Origin of the sequence: Hyphomicrobium sp. NDB2Meth4, assembly GCF_900117445.1 — a bacterium.
Lineage (GTDB): Bacteria > Pseudomonadota > Alphaproteobacteria > Rhizobiales > Hyphomicrobiaceae > Hyphomicrobium_A.
Genome location: NZ_FPEJ01000009.1, coordinates 142800 through 159637 on the forward strand (window position 1 = coordinate 142800; position 16838 = coordinate 159637).

22 protein-coding genes and 1 other RNA gene are annotated in these 16838 nt (G+C 64.0%); 6 read left to right on the forward strand and 17 right to left on the reverse strand.

The features are described from left to right. Nucleotides 1–3 precede the first annotated feature (3 nt). Genes NDB2M4_RS14020 through ruvC form a run of 4 tightly spaced genes read right to left on the reverse strand, consistent with a single transcriptional unit; the run spans nt 4 to nt 2133 of the window. Entirely contained in the window at nt 4–477 is a 474-nt protein-coding gene (locus NDB2M4_RS14020) for a DUF992 domain-containing protein (protein ID WP_072376121.1), read from the reverse strand. Between the two features lie 60 nt (nt 478–537). Further along, nucleotides 538–951 (reverse strand): hypothetical protein, encoded by a 414-nt coding sequence (locus NDB2M4_RS14025; protein WP_072376123.1) that lies wholly within the window; start codon nt 949–951, stop codon nt 538–540. A 10-nt stretch (nt 952–961) separates the two neighbouring features. Continuing rightward, nucleotides 962–1576, reverse strand: a complete 615-nt coding sequence (gene ruvA, locus NDB2M4_RS14030; RefSeq protein ID WP_072376125.1) for a Holliday junction branch migration protein RuvA — start codon at nt 1574–1576, stop codon at nt 962–964. A gap of 41 nt (nt 1577–1617) precedes the next feature. Continuing rightward, nucleotides 1618–2133 (reverse strand): crossover junction endodeoxyribonuclease RuvC, encoded by a 516-nt coding sequence (gene ruvC / locus NDB2M4_RS14035; protein ID WP_072376127.1) that lies wholly within the window; start codon nt 2131–2133, stop codon nt 1618–1620. 353 nt (nt 2134–2486) lie between these two features. Here ruvC and NDB2M4_RS14040 point away from each other — a divergent pair, with 353 nt between their 5' ends. Then, nucleotides 2487–3377: an alpha/beta fold hydrolase gene (locus tag NDB2M4_RS14040; protein WP_139247289.1), complete on the forward strand. Its 891-nt coding sequence runs from the start codon at nt 2487–2489 to the stop codon at nt 3375–3377. Nucleotides 3378–3495: 118 nt separating this feature from the next. After that, nucleotides 3496–4143, forward strand: a complete 648-nt coding sequence (locus tag NDB2M4_RS14045; RefSeq protein WP_210186551.1) for a 2OG-Fe(II) oxygenase — start codon at nt 3496–3498, stop codon at nt 4141–4143. Nucleotides 4144–4161: 18 nt separating this feature from the next. On the opposite strand, the gene NDB2M4_RS14050 is transcribed toward NDB2M4_RS14045, so the two are convergent. From NDB2M4_RS14050 to NDB2M4_RS14080, 7 genes are all read right to left on the reverse strand, one after another. Further along, nucleotides 4162–4602: a hypothetical protein gene (locus tag NDB2M4_RS14050; protein ID WP_139247290.1), complete on the reverse strand. Its 441-nt coding sequence runs from the start codon at nt 4600–4602 to the stop codon at nt 4162–4164. A gap of 10 nt (nt 4603–4612) precedes the next feature. Beyond that, nucleotides 4613–5362, reverse strand: a complete 750-nt coding sequence (locus NDB2M4_RS14055) for a YebC/PmpR family DNA-binding transcriptional regulator (RefSeq protein WP_072376133.1) — start codon at nt 5360–5362, stop codon at nt 4613–4615. A gap of 234 nt (nt 5363–5596) precedes the next feature. After that, entirely contained in the window at nt 5597–6421 is an 825-nt protein-coding gene (locus NDB2M4_RS14060) for a TIGR00282 family metallophosphoesterase (protein ID WP_072376135.1), read from the reverse strand. Then, on the reverse strand, nt 6422–7003 hold the full coding sequence (locus tag NDB2M4_RS14065) for a 5-formyltetrahydrofolate cyclo-ligase (RefSeq protein WP_072376137.1): 582 nt from the start codon (nt 7001–7003) through the stop codon (nt 6422–6424). 5 nt (nt 7004–7008) lie between these two features. Beyond that, nucleotides 7009–7173, reverse strand: a non-coding RNA gene (ssrS, locus tag NDB2M4_RS14070) — 6S RNA. 68 nt (nt 7174–7241) lie between these two features. Next, entirely contained in the window at nt 7242–7481 is a 240-nt protein-coding gene (locus NDB2M4_RS14075) for a cell division protein ZapA (RefSeq protein WP_072376139.1), read from the reverse strand. A 38-nt stretch (nt 7482–7519) separates the two neighbouring features. After that, on the reverse strand, nt 7520–7777 hold the full coding sequence (locus tag NDB2M4_RS14080; protein ID WP_072376141.1) for a hypothetical protein: 258 nt from the start codon (nt 7775–7777) through the stop codon (nt 7520–7522). Nucleotides 7778–8086: 309 nt separating this feature from the next. On the opposite strand from NDB2M4_RS14080, the gene gap reads away from it, so the two are divergent. Both gap and NDB2M4_RS14090 read left to right on the forward strand, forming a co-directional pair. After that, nucleotides 8087–9097, forward strand: a complete 1011-nt coding sequence (gap, locus tag NDB2M4_RS14085; RefSeq protein WP_072376380.1) for a type I glyceraldehyde-3-phosphate dehydrogenase — start codon at nt 8087–8089, stop codon at nt 9095–9097. Nucleotides 9098–9174: 77 nt separating this feature from the next. Further along, the gene (locus NDB2M4_RS14090; RefSeq protein WP_072376143.1) at nt 9175–9885 is read left to right on the forward strand and encodes an NAD-dependent deacylase; all 711 of its coding nucleotides are present in this window, start codon (nt 9175–9177) and stop codon (nt 9883–9885) included. Between the two features lie 8 nt (nt 9886–9893). Here NDB2M4_RS14090 and NDB2M4_RS14095 read toward each other — a convergent pair whose 3' ends face one another. Both NDB2M4_RS14095 and NDB2M4_RS14100 read right to left on the reverse strand, forming a co-directional pair. Further along, nucleotides 9894–11144, reverse strand: coding sequence for a class I SAM-dependent RNA methyltransferase (locus NDB2M4_RS14095; RefSeq protein ID WP_244536179.1), 1251 nt, complete (start codon nt 11142–11144; stop codon nt 9894–9896). Continuing rightward, on the reverse strand, nt 11122–11856 hold the full coding sequence (locus tag NDB2M4_RS14100) for a TlyA family rRNA (cytidine-2'-O)-methyltransferase (protein ID WP_171988107.1): 735 nt from the start codon (nt 11854–11856) through the stop codon (nt 11122–11124). The genes NDB2M4_RS14095 and NDB2M4_RS14100 overlap by 23 nt, the downstream gene beginning before the upstream one ends. Before the next feature lie 77 nt (nt 11857–11933). On the opposite strand from NDB2M4_RS14100, the gene NDB2M4_RS14105 reads away from it, so the two are divergent. Next, the gene (locus NDB2M4_RS14105; RefSeq protein ID WP_072376148.1) at nt 11934–12407 is read left to right on the forward strand and encodes a DUF4399 domain-containing protein; all 474 of its coding nucleotides are present in this window, start codon (nt 11934–11936) and stop codon (nt 12405–12407) included. A 92-nt stretch (nt 12408–12499) separates the two neighbouring features. Here the strand turns inward: NDB2M4_RS14105 and dxs are convergent, their stop codons facing one another. Both dxs and NDB2M4_RS20050 read right to left on the reverse strand, forming a co-directional pair. Next, the gene (dxs, locus tag NDB2M4_RS14110) at nt 12500–14422 is read right to left on the reverse strand and encodes a 1-deoxy-D-xylulose-5-phosphate synthase (protein WP_072376150.1); all 1923 of its coding nucleotides are present in this window, start codon (nt 14420–14422) and stop codon (nt 12500–12502) included. 145 nt (nt 14423–14567) lie between these two features. Continuing rightward, nucleotides 14568–14750, reverse strand: coding sequence for a hypothetical protein (locus tag NDB2M4_RS20050; RefSeq protein WP_139247291.1), 183 nt, complete (start codon nt 14748–14750; stop codon nt 14568–14570). 312 nt (nt 14751–15062) lie between these two features. Between NDB2M4_RS20050 and NDB2M4_RS14115 the strand changes: the two genes are divergently transcribed. Further along, nucleotides 15063–15578 carry a hypothetical protein gene (locus NDB2M4_RS14115; protein WP_072376152.1) on the forward strand — a complete coding sequence of 172 codons (516 nt, stop codon included), beginning with the start codon at nt 15063–15065 and terminating at the stop codon, nt 15576–15578. A gap of 12 nt (nt 15579–15590) precedes the next feature. Here the strand turns inward: NDB2M4_RS14115 and NDB2M4_RS14120 are convergent, their stop codons facing one another. After that, entirely contained in the window at nt 15591–15854 is a 264-nt protein-coding gene (locus tag NDB2M4_RS14120; protein WP_072376154.1) for an exodeoxyribonuclease VII small subunit, read from the reverse strand. Between the two features lie 28 nt (nt 15855–15882). Then, the gene (locus NDB2M4_RS14125) at nt 15883–16827 is read right to left on the reverse strand and encodes a histone deacetylase family protein (RefSeq protein ID WP_072376156.1); all 945 of its coding nucleotides are present in this window, start codon (nt 16825–16827) and stop codon (nt 15883–15885) included. Between the last annotated feature and the right edge of the window lie 11 nt (nt 16828–16838).

Here is a 16838-nt window from a genome sequence, read left to right on the forward strand (position 1 = left end):
AGATCAGCCCGGCGTCGACTTTATGCGCAGCTCAACGACGGTGACGCTGGGCTCGACGTTTTCCTTGTGCGCTTCGTCCACGATCGGCTGCAGGCTATAGGCGTCATCGCGCTCACCAACGAGCAGCTTGGCGGTTTCAGACTCGCTCGCGCCTGCGACCCTGCCGATATAGGTCTGCTGAAGGATGGCCGGCGTCAGCTTGCGATCGGACGGACCCAGCACGGACCAGATCAGAACGCGCTTGCCGGTAAGCGCCGTCTGACTGCCGACGCGCTTCACCTCGCCAATGTAGACCTCGCCCGGGCCGTTGCCTGCCGGCTTGAAGGCGCAGTGCATCAACTTGGTCTGGCTGTCGGGAGCGGTGTCTTTCTCAGCGTGCTCGGCGAGTGTGCAGGTCAAAATGCCGACGTCGGTCTGCATTGCGGCTGTGGCAGACACAGCGCCAGCGAGTTGAGCGGCAAGGATGATTGGCAGCATGGGAAATCCTCCATCGTCGGGGAGGAAACGCCCAGAGCGCCGATCCGTTGCGCCGTTATGTCAGTCAGGAACAATATCGGCCTGAATCAGCACCTGACGCACGACGATGGACACGACGCCGGCGAGGAAGGCCAGATAAGGGCGAGCGTCGTGCAACTCGAGCGGCAGCAGCAGGGCAGCCCCAGCAAAGGCGATGATCGCGACGGCGGCGGCCGCCATCCACGACAATGCGCCGGTGCGCCACACAACGGCGGCGAGAATGATGCCAGTGAGGACCGAGGGCACAGCCGACCAGACAAATGTGGCGAGCGCTGCCTCGCCAAGCCCGCCGACGTTATCGGGGACGAAGCTGTTCAGTCCGGTTGCGCGCGCCAAGGCAACGAAAATGACGACACCCAATCCGGCGAAGAAAGGCGCGGCCAGTGCATAGAGCAGAAACGTCCAGAGTGCGCGTTGACCGTTAGATACCATCATTACTCAGGCGTCAGCGCGCCAGCTCCTTAAGTCCACGGCGGATGAGCTTGGCGGTGTCCGCGCCTTCGCCCAGCTCCTTCATGGCCACCGCTACGGCGGCCGAGGCTTGAGCTGGTTGATAGCCCAGATTTGACAATGCCGACATGGCTTCGGCCGCGGCATTGTTCTCCGGCGGCGCCCCGGCCCCATGGCCGGCGGCCGGGATCGTGAGGCCGGCTGCGGTCAGGCCAGGCGCCTTGTCCTTCAGCTCGGCGACGATACGCATCGCCAGCTTCTTGCCTATGCCCGGCGCCTGCTCGACGCTGGCCCAGTCTCCCAACGCTATGGCGTTGGCCAGCTCCTGCGGCGAGAGCGTGCCGAGGAGGCCGAGCGCCACCTTCGAGCCCACGCCTTGCACGTTCTGCAACGTGCGGAACCAGGACCGCTCGACTTCGCTGGCGAAGCCAAACAGGCGGATCGAATCCTCGCGCACATGGGTGTCGATGGTGAGCGAGACCTCGTCGCCGATTTTAAGGTTGCGCAGCGTACGCGAGGAGGCCTGGACCTCGTAGCCGACGCCGCCCACGTCGACGATGAGGAAGCCCTCGCCAATGGCGTCTACCTTGCCTCGCAGCTTGCCGATCATTGATGGTTCTCCCCCGGCCGGCGGATCTCGCGCGGCAGCATCTATCGCCGGGCGGCGACGGCCAGGCGCACCCGCGCCTGACGATGGTTGGCATGACAGATGGCGATTGCAAGCGCATCTGCCTCGTCCGCGCTTTCCACTTTCGCCTTCGGTAGCAGGAAACCGATCATGGCCTCGATCTGGCGTTTTTCGGCGTGCCCGGCGCCGGTCACCGACTTCTTGACGAGGTTGGGCGGATATTCGGCCACGACCAGACCGCCCATGGCCGGGGCCAGCAGCGCCATGCCGCGCGCCTGCCCGAGCTTCAAGGTGGAGCGGGCGTTGTCGTTGACGAAGGTTTCTTCCACCGCTGCCTCGTGCGGCTTGAAGGCGGCGATGACGCTGGCAATGCCCTCAAATAATTCGCGCAACCGGTAGGCGAGGTCGAGGTCGGTGGGCGCGGTGATGAGACCGCTGGCGACGTAGCTGAGGCGGACGCCGTCGCTGTCGACGACGCCCCAGCCAGTGCGGCGCAATCCAGGGTCGATACCGATGATGCGTGTGAAGGTTGTGCCCATGATCGCGACGCATAGCACGAAGCCGATTCGCCGCAGTGCCTATGGTGCATCGCGGCCGGAAATTCCGGCGAGACAAATAGTTGGCGGGCGCGGCCGGTGCATGGGCTGTGGCCCCTCCCCGCTAAATCTGGGGGGATGCGGCAGGCTGGCCGTTGCTGGGCATTTTGGAGCGGCGTAATTTCACGGCGTATTTATCGTTTCAAATTATTTATCGCTTTTCGCGGTTGCTCGGGCTCGCCGACAAGGTTTCCGGATCATTGAGCCTCGCGCCGCTTTGAACTTGTGCAGTGACACTGGACTTTCGGGAGAGACGCATCTTGGCGCTGCGTTGTCCGCGACCTCGAGCCGTCGCCATGCTCGACGGACTACCGCCGGCCCTCGCCGGCGATATGGCTTTCCGCATTTTCTGTACGCCCGAGCTTTCGCAGCATCGGAGCGCCAATCACGACATCCTGACGGCGCGGGCGCGGTTTCACTTGCGCAATGCGCGCTGGCAAGTGGTGCCAACGCCGGTTGGCGAGGTGCAGGCCTACGTCTACGAGCCCGACGGCCAGCCGCGCGGAACCGTGATGCTGGTGCACGGCTGGACCAGCGAAGCGGCGTTCATGACAGCCTTTACCGAGCCGCTACGCCGTTCAGGAATGCGCGTTGTCGCGTTCGATTTTCCGGCGCATGGCCTCAGCCCGGGGCGGCGCACGAACCTTGCCGATTGCGCGCGGGCGATGCTCGCCGTGTGCGATTACTTCGGGCCGATCGACGGCGTCGTGGCGCACTCGTTCGGCGGCTTCGTTGCGTTGCTGGTGGCGGAGGGCGGACCGCCACTCGATCACGCACACCGGATCGGGCATTTCGTGCTGATCTCGTGTCCGAACCGGTTGTCAGAGGTCACGCGCGACTTCGGTAAGACGCTGAACCTCTGCCCCGCAGCGCAGCGTGCCTATGAGCGGCATCTCGAGCGGGTCGGACACAGGCCGGTGTCGACGTTCTCGGCCGCGGCGCTGCTGCGCGAGGTCGAGGCCCCGGTGCTGATCGTGCATGGGCGGGAGGACGAAGAAGTTGCGTTCCAGAACGCCGAGGACATCGTCGCGGCGCACCCCGGTGCGCGGCTCATGGCGTTCGAGGGGCTTGGCCATCGCAACGTGCTGTTCGCGCCGCCCGTATTCCGCGCGGTGATGAATGAGCTGGCGCCGCGGGATGCGGCTCCGGCACGGCGCGTCGATCGGGATATCAAAGCTTCGGCGTAGTCCGGCCGCACTCCGCAACGAGTGAACAGTGGACAGCGATCGCTGTTTGACCTTGCTCAAGTTTGGTCGACCTCAGCATCCCTAGCGTTTCACCGATCAACGAAGATCGGGGGATCATATGCTTACGCTTGCGGAGAAGACTGCTGCGGACACATTCCTCGGATGCCTGGAGCGCTCGTTGCACGTTGAGCAACCGTTCGATTATTGGTTGCTCGATGGTGCGTTGCCTGAAGGCGATATTGACGCCGTAATAGACCTTCCATTCGCGCCGCCCGGCGCCGACGGTTTCAACGGCCGCCGCGAGACCAACAATTCGGCGCGCACATTCTTCAATGCCGAGAACCAGAAGCGCTTTCCGGTGATCCTGCGGATCGTCGAGGCGTTCAAGGATAGACGCGTCATCGAGGCGATCGAGCGCACGACGGGCGCAAACCTCGATGATACGAGGTTGCGCATCGAATACTGCCAGGATGCGCCGGGCTTCTGGCTCGAGCCGCATACCGACATTGCCGTCAAGAAGTTCACGATGCTCGTCTACCTATCGAGCGCGCCGGCATTGCGTATGTGCGGCACCGACATTCATGAAGGTCCGCCAGACTATAAGTACGTGGCGACCGCTCCGTACGGGCGCAACCTCGGTGTGATCTTCATTCCGGCGCACAACACTTGGCACGGCGTGGGGCAACACCCGCTGACAGGTTTGCGCCGCTCGATCATCATCAACTACGTGACGGCCGATTGGCGCGATACGTACGAGCTTGCCTGACGCGCGAGGGCGGGTCGCTCAACCGGCTTCGCCCTGCTCACAGCGGATCTTGCCGGTGAGGACCTCGCCCATCTGTGCGTATCGGTAAGTTCCCGTGCAGGCCTTTGCCCGGCACGTCGTATCGATCAGCAACTGCACCGGCTCGGGCTCACCGCCGTTGTAGCGCGACAGCGATATGCGGAAGACGTCGTCGCCCACCCAGAACTGCTCGATGTCGTCCGACGCAAAGTAGATGGGGTTTACTTTTCGCCCATCTTTGCCCGCGCGACGCGCGGCTGCATCGATCTGGCCGACGGCGATCCTGCCGGCCGTGCCTTGGTTGAAGGTCAGCAGCACGTTAAGGTCGATCGACGCGTCGACTGCCTTGCAAGTGTAGTCCCAGTTCGCCGTGGCCCAGGCCGGTCCGCTGCCCGCGCCAAGCACAGCCACGAACATCGCGCCGACCGCCGCTATACGCATTGGGCACTCCCTACGCGGCAGTGAGCTTCTTCAGGACTTCGTCGGAGATCTCGAAGTTGGCGTAGACGTTCTGCACGTCGTCGTCGTCTTCGAGCGCTGCGATCATCTTCATGATGCTCTGCGCGCGCTCTTCATCGACCTGGGTGGTGAGGTTCGGCTTCCACACGGCTTTGACGCCGGAGGGCGGACCCAGCTTCTCTTCGAGCGCGGCGGCCACGGTGCCGAGGCTTTCGAACTCGGTGGCGATGACGTGGCCGTCCTCGTCGGAGACGACATCATCGGCACCGGCCTCGATGGCGGCTTCGATCACTGCGTCGGCAGAGCCGACCTTCGCTGGATAGGTGATCTCACCGACGTGGTTGAACATGTGCGAAACCGAACCGGTGGCGCCGAGGTTGCCGCCGTACTTGGTGAACACGGCACGCACCGCACCGCCGGTGCGGTTGCGGTTGTCGGTCAGCGCTTCGGCGATCACGGCGATGCCGCCGGGACCATAGCCCTCGTAGCGGATCGCCTCGTAGTTTTCGGCGTCGCCGCCGGCCGCCTTCTTGATGGCGCGCTCGATGTTGTCCTTGGGCATGTTCTCGGCGCGTGCGGCCTGAATGGCGAGGCGCAGGCGCGGGTTCATGCCGGGATCGGGCGAGCCCATCTTGGCCGCCACGGTGATTTCACGACCGAGCTTGGAGAACATTTTGGCGCGGGCCGCGTCGGCACGGCCCTTCTTGTGCATGATGTTCTTAAATGCTGAATGGCCAGCCATGGGAGCTCTTCTCGGATCGGGCTATCTGGATTTGCGGGATTTATTGCGCGAGAGGGGGGGCCCCGGTCAAGCCCATCCCCGTTCTGTCATCCCGGAAGCGGCGAACGACGTTAGCCGTTATCGGGAGCCAGCAAGAAAATCCATCGAAGATGCCCGTGGAGCCTGCGGCGCTTATCGTCTGGGTCCCGGGTCTCGCTCGCGATCGCTCGCTTCGCCCGGGATGACAGAAAAACGCTAGGTCGCCCAGAAGGCCGGGGCGGCGGGCTCCAGGTGCGGGCCGATACGCAGCGCCCCGCAGGCGGTCGCCAGCCCTGTTTTATCGTCGATCTCGACGGCGAGGCCGGAGATGGTTGCCGGGCCGTTGGCCGGCTCGAAGCGCTGGCGCGGGATCTTGGTAATGAAGCGGTTGATCGGCTCTTCGATGTCCATGCCGAGGACCGAGTTGTAGTCCCCGCACATGCCGGCGTCAGAAATGTAGGCGGTGCCGTTGGGCAAGACGCGGTCGTCGGCCGTGGGCACGTGCGTGTGCGTGCCGACGACGACGCTGGCGCGGCCATCGACGAAATAGCCCAGCGCCTGCTTCTCGCTGGTCGCTTCGGCGTGCATATCGATGAGGATTGCGTCGGCGCCCTGCTTGAGGCGGCAAGCCGTCAGCTCGGCATCGATGGCCCGGAAAGGATCATCCAGCTCGGGCATGAAGATGCGGCCCATGACGTTGATCACGAGCACGTCGGCGCCGCCCGCAGTCCTGATCAGCGAGGCGCCGCGGCCCGGCGTGCCCTTGGGGTAATTGACCGGGCGGATAAGCTGCGGATAGCGCTCAATGAAAACGAGCGCGTCCTTCTGATCGAAGGCGTGGTTGCCGAGCGTGACGGCGTCGGCGCCGGCTTCGATCAGCTCCTCCAAAATCGACTGGGTGATCCCGAAGCCGCCGGCGGAGTTCTCGGCATTGATGACGACGCAGTCGAGCGCGTAGCGGCGGCGCAGGCCCGGCAAGGCATCGACCACGGCTTTGCGACCGGAGCGGCCGACGATATCGCCAAGAAAGAGAAGTCGCATTCAGGGTTCCAGGCAGCGCAGCGGTCCTGACGGCGTCAGGACCCAATCAAGCCGCTCGTCATAGCTCTGATGCGGAACGGCGTCGACCTTCAGCTCGTCGTAGGCGATGCCGACGGCGATGACAGGCTTAATGGCGCGCAACCTGTCGAGCGTGCGATCGTAAAAGCCTCCGCCGTAGCCGAGGCGGTAGCCGGCGGAATCGAAGGCGAGAAGCGGCACGAGCACTACGTCGGGCTCGAGCACCGGCTTATCGGGTAGCGGTTCGGCGATGCCCCACTGAACCTTGCCCATCTCGTCGCCCGGCGCCCAGGCGCGGAAAACGAGCGGCTTGCCCTTGCCCTCCATTACCGGGAGGCAGAGGTGGTGGCCCTGGCCGTGCAGGTGGTGCAGGAGCTGGCCGGGGTCGATCTCGTCCCGGATCGCCGAAAAGCCGGAAATGGTGCTTCCTCGAGCGAGGTGAAGGAAAGAAAGACCGTGCGCAGCAAGCCGCGCCCCAGCGGCACTTCCGTGCGCCGCGAAGGCCGCGGCACGACGGGCGAGTGCCCGGGCTCTCTCTTCCCGTTTCTCCTCGCCAGTCTGCATCGAATTCAAATGCCGCGGTGGCCGTCGAAGCGGATGATCCCGCGCTGGTCCCTACGAGAGTAGGTGGGCGCCGTGTGTCCGAGACCACGGTCTCGGCCAGGGACAGCTCCCGTGCGGATCTTATAGGCCCCGGGGAACATATATGCTTCTAACGCACCCCGCAGCGGGGTGAATGTAGACGATGGGCGATGAATTTTCCAGCTACAGCCAAGCGTTATCTGTGCAGCGCTGGCGGGCTTTAAGCCGCATCCGTCTTGGCGGGCTGGCAATCGGCGGCCGTGGCGTCCCAGAGGTCGTCGGCGATCATGAGCGCGGTCATCAGCAGCAGGCGCTCCTCGCCGACGTTGCCGTGCTCTTTCTTGAGGCCGTCCATGCGGCTGGTGACGTAGGCGGCCAATTCCTTGAGGCGCGCCTCCTCGCCGGCTTCGCAGGCGAAGCGGTAGCACCGTCCGTTGACAGTGATCGCGACCTCGCTCATCGCCTCCACCGTTGGCTGCCGGCACCCTTACGAGTTGCTCAGGCGCTGTTTTCCAGCAAGTTATGCAGCGAGTCCAACGCCCAATCAATGCGGTTGACCGCGTCGTCGCGCGCCTGTTCCAGCTTGGTCAACTGCGCCTGGGCTGCGGCAAGCTGTTCCTTTAGCAGGTCTCGCTCGCGCTCCAGCGCCTCGACTTTTGAAACAGTCGTCCGCTTCGCACGCACGGGCGCCGTACGCGCGGTGCGACGCGCCGATGCTGCCGGTTGCTTGCGCTTCTGACTTACCCGCTCAGCCATCTCGCCCTCCGAGAAGATGCCCCCTCAAGTTCCATGGCGATTCCCATGGCAATGCACGGCTATCGTCCCGTGTCATGACCTTAAGTATCGCTCTTCGAAGCCGTCAATAAGCGATGCCGGGAAGCAGCGAATACCCAACAGAAATTTGCTGTCATACTTTTTTGCAGGGCGCATGAAGGCCTCGCTTTCAGTACTCCTGGGTATGCCGCATTGACACCGATGGCCCTCGTCCAGTTAATTGCCGCGCCTTTGGGCATGCGCCATCTGCATGGACCGGAAGAAGAAACACGCCAAGGAGGCGAACGCGCGATGACTGTGAAGGTTGCGATCTCGGGTTTTGGCCGCATCGGCAGGAACGTCCTGCGAGCAGCAGCCGAGGCAAAGCGCACGGACCTTCAGTTCGTCGCCATCAACGACCTCGTCCCGACGGACGTGAACGCGCATCTGTTCAAGTACGATAGCGTACACGGGACATTCCCGGGCGAGGTGAAGGTCGACGGCAACGAGATCGACGTTGGTCTTGGCAACCCGATCAAAGTGCTGGCGGAAAAGGATCCGTCGAAGCTGCCGTGGAAGGATCTCGGCGTCGATATCGTGATGGAGTGCACGGGTATCTTCACCGACAAGGAGAAGGCCAAGGTGCACCTCGATGCCGGTGCCAAGCGCGTGCTGGTGTCGGCGCCGTCGAAGGGCGCGGATATCACCGTCGTCTACGGCGTCAATCACGACAAATTGTCCGCCGATCATAAGGTGGTGTCGAACGCCTCGTGCACGACCAACTGCCTCGCGCCGGTGGCGAAGGTGCTGAACGATCTCGTCGGCATCCAGTCCGGCTTCATGACGACGGTTCACTCCTATACGAACGACCAGCGCATCCTCGACCAGGCACATAAGGACATGCGCCGCGCGCGAGCTGCGGCTCTGTCGATGATCCCGACGTCGACCGGTGCGGCGGTGGCCGTCGGCCTCGTGCTGCCGGAGCTCAAGGGCAAGCTCGACGGCACGTCGATCCGCGTGCCGACGCCGAACGTCTCTGTGATCGATCTGAAGTTCATCCCCGGCCGCGAGACGACCGCGGAAGAGATCAACACGGCGATGAAGCATGCCGCCGAGCAGCAGCTCAAAGGCGTGCTCGATTATGTCACCGCCGAGCTGGTCTCGATCGACTTCAATCACTCGCCGTTCTCGTCGAGCTTCGATTCCACGCAGACGCAGGTTGTCGACGGCAAGCTGGCGCGCGTTATGTCCTGGTACGACAACGAGTGGGGCTTCTCGAACCGCATGCTCGATACGGCGGTGGCGATGGGTAAGCTGCTGTAAGAGGCAATGGGCAATAGGCACTCGGCAAAAAGGGCGTCTCCAATGCCCATTACCGATTGCCTAGTGCCCGAACTTTGATGAAGCGTTTCGACAGCATCGTCATTCTCACAGGGGCCGGGCTCTCCGCGGAGTCCGGCCTTTCTACGTTTCGCGACAAGGACGGCATCTGGGCGAAGTACGACTATCGCGAGGTGGCAACGCCCGAAGGCTTCCGCGCCAATCCAGTGCTCGTGCACGACTTTTACAATCAGCGGCGTCGTGCGCTCGCCGATGTGCAGCCGAACGCGGCGCATTTGGCGCTGGCGCGACTCGAACGTGAGCACGCGGGTGGCGTCACGATCGTGACGCAGAACATCGATGCCCTGCACGAAGCGGCGGGCTCGCAGCATCTCATTCACATGCACGGCGAGCTGATGAAGGCGTTGTGCGCGCACTGCGGGGAGCGGCATGCCTGGGGCGGCGATCTAGGCCTCGACACGGCGTGTCCAACGTGCGGCCGCGTCGGCGGCATGCGCCCGGATGTCGTCTGGTTCGGCGAGATGCCGTATCAGATGGAGCGCATCTACAGGGCGCTCACGGCTGCCGACCTGTTCATCTCGATTGGAACGAGCGGCAACGTCTATCCGGCTGCGGGCTTCGTGGCGGAGGCGCGGTCTGCGGGGGCGCATACGGTGGAGCTGAACCTCGAGCCATCCGAAGGCGCGAGCGTGTTTGCCGAAGCGCATTACGGTCCGGCGACGCGGATCGTACCGGCGTTCGTCGATACGCTGCTCGGGGCGAAACGCTGAGCATCGCGTTAGCGGCGGAAGATGGCTACGGCTTCGATGTGCGGCGAATAAAGGAACTGGTCGATCGGCGTTACCCGCTCGAGCGCGAACCCTGCGTCGATGAGGATGCGCGCATCGCGTGCCAGCGTCGCTGGATTGCAGGACACGGCCGCAATCGTATTGACGGGAGAGCCCGCGAGGGCCGCCGCCTGTGTCGCCGCGCCCGCGCGCGGGGGATCGAAGACCGCGGCATCGAAGCCCGCCAGCTCGCGCGCAGAAAGTGGCTCGCGGAAAAGATCGCGCACCTTGGTATCAATCGGCTTGAGGCCGGGCGTGCGCTTGACGGCGTTCTGCAGCGCAGTCACCGCCTGCTTGTCGCCATCGACGGCCAGCACGGGCGCGCGCTGCGCCAGCGGGAACGTGAACGTCCCCATGCCGCAGAACAGATCGACAATCTTCTTGGCACCGGCGAGCGCGCTCGAAACGATGCGCACCATCTCTGCTTCGGCAACAGGTGCAGCCTGGAGGAACGAGCGTGCCGGGAGCACAACATTGGCCGTGCCGAAGCGCACGGCTGGCACCGTCGCCTGATACAGCGTGTCGCCGGCGAGCGTGAGGCGCGCAAGCTTCAGTGCCGTCGCTTCGCGGGCGAGAAACTCGCGCACTTCGAGCGATGGATCGGCGGGCACGTCCTCGATGGCGACGTCTAGGCCGTTGGCGGCCATGGTGACGACGACGCGGCCGGGTGCGCGGCGCGACATCAGCGGCTCGACGAGGCGACGCAATCCAGGGAGCGCGCGTACGATGGCCGACGCCGTCACGGGGCATTCCTGCAGGTCGACGATGTCGATGCCTTTGGCCTCGTGAAAGCCGAGCACGACGCCGCGGCCGGTGCGCCGCGCGGAAAAGGCTACGCGCCGACGCGCGCCAAGCCCCACGCTGACGACATTGCCAACCGGAGCATCGATGCCGCGGGCCGCGAACGCGCTCGCTACCATGTCGCGCTTCCAGGCGAGGTAGGCGGGCATGCGAAGATGCTGCACAGCGCAGCCACCGCAATGGGTGAAGTGCCGGCAGACTGGCGCGATGCGATCGGGGCTCGGTGTCGTCACGGCGATGAGGCGAGCGCGCTCACCGCGCACATCGGCCTGCACGCGCTCGGCCGGTAGCGCGTAGGGCACGAAAACGGCCCCCGATGCAGTATCGGCTATACCGTCGCCCTGCGCTCCGAGGCGGGCGATATCGAGCGACTGGGTGTCACCCATCGTAGCGTGCGCCAAGGAGAAACTCCTCGTTCCCCGATCCACCTTTGATCGGCGATGGAATGGTGCCGGCAACGCGCCAGCCAGGCTGAGCGGCGATCCAGGCGGTGACGGAATGCAATGCGTCGTCGCGAGCCGTCGCATCACGCACGATGCCGCCCTTGCCGATGCGATCGGGGCCGACCTCGAATTGCGGTTTGACAAGCGCGACCAGGAAGGCACCGGGCGCGGCGAGCCCGAGTGCGGGGCCGAGCGCCTTGATAAGTGAAATGAAACTGACGTCGGCGGTGATGATCCCGACGGGATCGGGGACGATTTCGCGGCTCAGGTGACGCGCGTCCAGCCCTTCCAGCGATATCACGCGCGGATCGGATTTCAGGCTCGGGTGCAACTGATCATGGCCGACATCGGCGGCGTAGACCTTCCGCGCGCCCCGCTCGAGCAAAACCTGGGTGAAGCCGCCTGTGGAGGCCCCAACGTCGAGGGCGATACGCCCCGCGGGATCGAACGCGAAGGCGCCCAATCCGGCGGTGAGCTTTTGGGTGCCGCGCGAAACCGCCCGCGCCGCTTCGGCATCGGCGAGTGTTACGGGCACGTTCTCGGCGATCTCGGCGCCGGCCTTGGTGCAGACCTCGTCGCCGACACGTACGAGGCCGGAACGGATCAGATCGCGGGCGCGCGAACGGGTCGGCACAAGGCCGCGCTCGACGAGGGCTAGGTCCAGACGCATTCGCATATCGGGAGATTTACTATATGTTCGCCGCGATCGCGCACACCCCATTTGAACAGCTTCACGGAGTAAAAACGATGCGCCTTGCGTTCGCCGCCAGTCTCATAGCCCTGTCATTAGCCGCATGCGGGGACAACAGCACCCCTTCGCATGAAGAAGCCCACAAGGATGCTGCACCCACAGCGGAGGCGGTCACGCGCACGCCGTCGCCGGCTGGTGCCAAAGTGTGGCTGATCGAGCCGACGGAAGGTGCGGTCCTCAAGAGCCCGATCACCATCAAGTTCGGTGTCGAAGGCATGAAGCTGGCCCCGGCCGGAAGCGATGAGCCCGAGAGCGGGCATCACCACCTGCTGATCGACACCAAGCTCGAAGACTACAACGCGCCCATCCCGGCCGACGACAAGCACAAGCACTACGGCAAGGCGCAAACGGAAGCGACGATCGAGCTGGCGCCCGGCAAGCATACGCTGCAGGACGTGCTCGGCGACAAGAACCACATTCCGTTCGAGCCGTCGGTGGAATCGCCGGTGGTCAACATCACGGTTGAGTAATTGCGCACTAGAGCACGCCAGCCACTGGTCTGGCGTGCTTTTAGCCGCGAGCCTGCTGCCAGAGAACCGAACGCAGCGAACTGAGAATGCCGCTAAGCGCGGCTGGCGGCGTCCGAAAGCGTCTCACGGCCGAGCGCGCCCAGCACCGATGTGACGATGCCGGTGGCGTTGATGCCGGCCTCCTCGTACATCTGATCGGGCTTGCCGTGCTCGATGAAGGTGTCGGGCAGAACGAGGCTACGCACCTTCAGGCCACGATCAAGCAGGCCGCTTTCAGCGAGGAACTGCAGCACGTGGCTGCCGAAGCCGCCGACACTGCCTTCCTCCACCGTAACAAGTACCTCGTGGTTCTGCGCGAGGCGGCGGATCAGATCTTCGTCGAGCGGCTTGACGAAGCGCGCGTCGGCAACCGTCGCCGACAGGCCGAATGTTGCGAGCTGATCGGCAGCCTTGAGGCATTCGTAAAGGCGCGGGCCCAAAGCAAGTAGCGCAACGGCCGATCCCTCACGCACAACGCGGCCCTTGCCGATTTCGAGCGGGATGCCCTCGGCGGGGAGAGGCACGCCGACGCCTTCGCCGCGCGGGTAGCGGAACGCGGACGGGCGATCATCGATGGCAGCAGCGGTGGCAACCATGTGCACAAGCTCGGCCTCGTCGGACGGGGCCATCAGCACCATTCCAGGCAGGCAGCCGAGATAGGCGAGGTCGAACGAGCCGGCGTGCGTCGGGCCATCGGCGCCGACAAGGCCGGCGCGGTCGATCGCGAAGCGCACGGGCAACCTCTGGATCGCGACGTCGTGCACGACCTGGTCATAGCCGCGCTGCAGGAACGTCGAATAGATGGCGGCGAACGGCTTCAGGCCCTCGGCTGCGAGACCAGCGGCGAAAGTCACCGCGTGCTGCTCGGCGATGCCGACGTCGAAGGTGCGCTCCGGGAACGCCTTGCCGAACACGTCAAGGCCGGTGCCATCGGGCATCGCCGCGGTGATGGCGACGATCTTTTCGTCCTTCTTGGCTTCGGCGACGAGGCTGTCGGCAAAGACGCGCGTATACGTCGGCGCCTTGGGCTTGGCGACGACCTGGGCACCCGTGACGACGTTGAAGCGCGACACGCCGTGATACTTGTCGTCGGACGCCTCGGCGGGCGGATACCCTTTGCCCTTCTTGGTGACGACGTGAACCAGGATCGGCCCTTGCCGCGCATCGCGCACGTTTTTCAGGACGGGCAGCAGCTGGTTGAGATCGTGGCCGTCGATGGGGCCGACATAGTAGAAGCCGAGTTCCTCGAACCAGGCGCCGCCTTGCCACAGATGACGGGTGTATTCCTCGACACGCGCAGCGCGGCGCTCCCAGCTTTTCGGGAGCTGCTTGGCAAGCTGCTTGGCGATGTCGCGCAGGTAAAGGTAGGTGCCGCTCGAAGTGATGCGCGCGAGGTAGGCGCTGAGCGCGCCTGTCGGCGGTGCAATCGACATGTCGTTGTCGTTGAGCACGACGATGAGGCGTTCATCGCGCGCGCCAGCGTTGTTCAGCGCCTCGTACGCCATGCCGGCACTCATGGCGCCATCGCCGATGACGCAGATGACGTTGTTGTCGCGCTTTTCCAGATCGCGCGCGACGGCCATGCCGAGCCCAGCGGAGATGGACGTTGAGGAATGCGCGGCGCCGAACGCGTCGTACTCACTCTCGGCGCGACGCGTGAACCCGGACAGGCCGCCCGGACTACGCAAGGTGCGAATGCGATCACGGCGGCCGGTGAGAATCTTGTGCGGATAGGTCTGGTGGCCGACGTCCCAGATGAGGCGGTCGCGCGGGGTATCGAACACCCAGTGCAACGCAACCGTCAGCTCGACGACGCCCAGCCCGGCACCGAGATGGCCGCCAGTGACGGAGACAGCACTGATCGTTTCCTGGCGGAGCTCGTCCGCAAGGCTGCGAAGTTCGGATTCATCGAGGCGGCGCAGATCCTCGGGCGTCTTTACGCGATCGAGGAGGGGCGTCTTGGGAGCACTTTCCACCGAGCCATCCCTGCTTTTGTAATGCCTTGTTATGTCACACTGTCGCGGCCCCGCAAGGGTGCAATCGCCGCGGCCTTGGCATTCCAAATAAAAAGCGCGGCTCCGGGGGGAGCCGCGCTCATCAGCCGGTAAGCTGACTACAAGATTAGCGGTGGCACTTGCGGTGCTTCTTGCAGTGCCAGTGGCCGTGCTTCTTGCACTTAGCGTGCTTGAAGTGCTTGTGGTGATGATGGCACTTCTTGAAGTGGGCCTCGGCCGGCGAGGTCGTGGCGACGCTAACCACAGCAAGGCTGCTGAGAGCAACGGCCAGGGCCATAAGAGTCTTCATTTGGTCTTCTCCCCAATTATAAACACACGGCCCAAAGTGACGGATCAAAAGCACTAAATGCCGCCTCCCGGTCTTCGAGCCGGGCGCACCCTAACGGTGTTAACCCCAATCCGCTAGAGGGCCACATTGCCACTGTGAAACGGGCCCCTGGGGTGGTTAATCCGCCCACAGCTTAACTCACGCCCGGCCAAGGCAATTTTCAGCCCGGCGAATGCTGAGCCGGGCAACTGGGCGACAAAAATCAGTGCCTATGTGGCTTCTACGGCACCCGGAGGCGATTGACGCGCCCTTGATGGTGCGTAGCGTGACGCGATGGGCAGCAAATGGGTGACCGTCAACGATCGGATGCAGAAGGGTTATCGCTACCAGCGTGTGGCGCGGCCCGGCCGTGACTTCGACGCGGAGTTCCGCCCCGACCTGACGCCGGCGGAGATGCTGAGCCTCGGCGTGTTCTGCGGACGCTACATGACCGACTGCAGGGAAGAATTCCCCGACAGCTGGTTTGCGCACGCCAAGCTGGCCGAGGGGGCGCGCGGGCGCGATTGCGCTCTCAACTTCTTCGGCGTCGATGCGAGCCAGCCTTTATCGGAATGGAAGCGCAAGGGCTGGATCCATCCCGACGATCCGCGCGGATGGTTCCAATGGTACTGCCGCTACTACATGGGCCGGCGCATGCCGGAGGAAGATGCGCGGCAGATCAAGCGATGGAAAGCGATCAAGCGTCACGTGCGGCAGGTGGAGAAGAACTGCGAGAAGGGCGATCTTTTGTGTCGGCGGCGGCAGCGTCAGGCGCTGCTGCATTGGGCCTATGACAGCCGGAAGATCTAACGCCTGTGCGAATTATGGATCGAGCGGCTCAGAGCCCTTGGGTGAGCCATCGGCGGAAAAAGTCAGCTTCTCGACCTTCGCCTCGGCCTGACGCAACAGCCGATCGCAGTGCTCCTTCAGGACTTCACCGCGCTCGTAGATCGCGATCGATTCCTCGAGCTCGACGTCGCCGCGTTCCAGCCGCGTGACGATCGTCTCAAGCTCTTTCAAGGCGCGCTCGAAGCTCATGTCCTTGACGTCGGCGAACTTGGGCGACTGGGCGCTGGCGGATTCCATCCTGAGTTCCGATACCTTGCGTTCAAACCTAGGTGCCAGCGTCCATCAGCGCCCGAACGTGTACGGCTACCGATCGCGCCAGCGAGGTGAGGTCGTAGCCTCCTTCGAGCATCGATACAATGCGGCCATTGCTGTGGCGCCTGGCAAGATCAGCCAACTTCTCGGTGGCCCAAAGATAATCGGCTTCTACGAGGCGGAGATTGGCCAGTGGATCATTCTCGTGGGCGTCGAAGCCGGCAGAGATAATGACTATATCGGGGCCGAAGTTGTGTAGCCCAGGAAGGATGCGCGATTCGAACGCCTCGCGGAACCGCTCGCCGCCATCGCCGGCACGCAGCGGGGCGTTGGTGATATTGCCGACGCCGGTTTCGCGAGCGGCGCCGGTGCCGGGAAACAGCGGCATTTCGTGCGTCGAGCCGTAGAACAAGTCCCTATCGGACCAGAAGATGTTCTGTGTGCCGTTGCCGTGATGAACATCGAAATCGACGACGGCGATGCGCTCGGCGCCGTGCTTCTTGCGTGCGTAGAGGCCGGCAATCGCGGCATTGGAAAAGAGGCAGAATCCCATGGCGCGATTTGCTTCGGCGTGATGGCCCGGCGGGCGCACCTCGCAGAAGGCGTTGGCCATACGGCCGGTCATGACGGCGTCGACGGCGGCAAGTCCGGCGCCGACCGATCGCAACGCTGCTTCCCAGGTGCCGGCGGAGATGACCGTATCGCCGTCGATGTGTCGTGGGGTTTTCAGTGAGGCTTCGGCAAGGCCGCGCATGCCAGCCAGGTGCCCTTCGGGATGCGCGAGAAGAATCTGCTCCTCGACGTCATCGCGCAGCGGGGCTTCTTCGCGTACCAAACTGTCGAAAAGCTCATGCGAGAGGACCTTGTCGATGGCGCGAATGCGATCTGGACGTTCGGGATGCCCTGGCCCGGTATCGTGGGCGAGAAATGACGAGTGCGTGAGAAGAAGCGTGGACATCTATGCGCTTG

Excerpts from the sequence above, each read along its gene's own strand:
- NDB2M4_RS14020 (WP_072376121.1), bottom strand. The coding sequence starts at position 477 with ATGCTGCCAATCATCCTTGCCGCTCAACTCGCTGGCGCTGTGTCTGCC.
- NDB2M4_RS14025 (WP_072376123.1), bottom strand. The coding sequence starts at position 951 with ATGATGGTATCTAACGGTCAACGCGCACTCTGGACGTTTCTGCTCTAT.
- ruvA (WP_072376125.1), bottom strand. The coding sequence starts at position 1,576 with ATGATCGGCAAGCTGCGAGGCAAGGTAGACGCCATTGGCGAGGGCTTC.
- ruvC (WP_072376127.1), bottom strand. The coding sequence starts at position 2,133 with ATGGGCACAACCTTCACACGCATCATCGGTATCGACCCTGGATTGCGC.
- NDB2M4_RS14040 (WP_139247289.1), top strand. The coding sequence starts at position 2,487 with ATGCTCGACGGACTACCGCCGGCCCTCGCCGGCGATATGGCTTTCCGC.
- NDB2M4_RS14045 (WP_210186551.1), top strand. The coding sequence starts at position 3,496 with ATGCTTACGCTTGCGGAGAAGACTGCTGCGGACACATTCCTCGGATGC.
- NDB2M4_RS14050 (WP_139247290.1), bottom strand. The coding sequence starts at position 4,602 with ATGCGTATAGCGGCGGTCGGCGCGATGTTCGTGGCTGTGCTTGGCGCG.
- NDB2M4_RS14055 (WP_072376133.1), bottom strand. The coding sequence starts at position 5,362 with ATGGCTGGCCATTCAGCATTTAAGAACATCATGCACAAGAAGGGCCGT.
- NDB2M4_RS14060 (WP_072376135.1), bottom strand. The coding sequence starts at position 6,421 with ATGCGACTTCTCTTTCTTGGCGATATCGTCGGCCGCTCCGGTCGCAAA.
- NDB2M4_RS14065 (WP_072376137.1), bottom strand. The coding sequence starts at position 7,003 with ATGCAGACTGGCGAGGAGAAACGGGAAGAGAGAGCCCGGGCACTCGCC.
- NDB2M4_RS14075 (WP_072376139.1), bottom strand. The coding sequence starts at position 7,481 with ATGAGCGAGGTCGCGATCACTGTCAACGGACGGTGCTACCGCTTCGCC.
- NDB2M4_RS14080 (WP_072376141.1), bottom strand. The coding sequence starts at position 7,777 with ATGGCTGAGCGGGTAAGTCAGAAGCGCAAGCAACCGGCAGCATCGGCG.
- gap (WP_072376380.1), top strand. The coding sequence starts at position 8,087 with ATGACTGTGAAGGTTGCGATCTCGGGTTTTGGCCGCATCGGCAGGAAC.
- NDB2M4_RS14090 (WP_072376143.1), top strand. The coding sequence starts at position 9,175 with ATGAAGCGTTTCGACAGCATCGTCATTCTCACAGGGGCCGGGCTCTCC.
- NDB2M4_RS14100 (WP_171988107.1), bottom strand. The coding sequence starts at position 11,856 with ATGCGTCTGGACCTAGCCCTCGTCGAGCGCGGCCTTGTGCCGACCCGT.
- NDB2M4_RS14105 (WP_072376148.1), top strand. The coding sequence starts at position 11,934 with ATGCGCCTTGCGTTCGCCGCCAGTCTCATAGCCCTGTCATTAGCCGCA.
- NDB2M4_RS20050 (WP_139247291.1), bottom strand. The coding sequence starts at position 14,750 with ATGAAGACTCTTATGGCCCTGGCCGTTGCTCTCAGCAGCCTTGCTGTG.
- NDB2M4_RS14115 (WP_072376152.1), top strand. The coding sequence starts at position 15,063 with ATGGGCAGCAAATGGGTGACCGTCAACGATCGGATGCAGAAGGGTTAT.
- NDB2M4_RS14120 (WP_072376154.1), bottom strand. The coding sequence starts at position 15,854 with ATGGAATCCGCCAGCGCCCAGTCGCCCAAGTTCGCCGACGTCAAGGAC.
- NDB2M4_RS14125 (WP_072376156.1), bottom strand. The coding sequence starts at position 16,827 with ATGTCCACGCTTCTTCTCACGCACTCGTCATTTCTCGCCCACGATACC.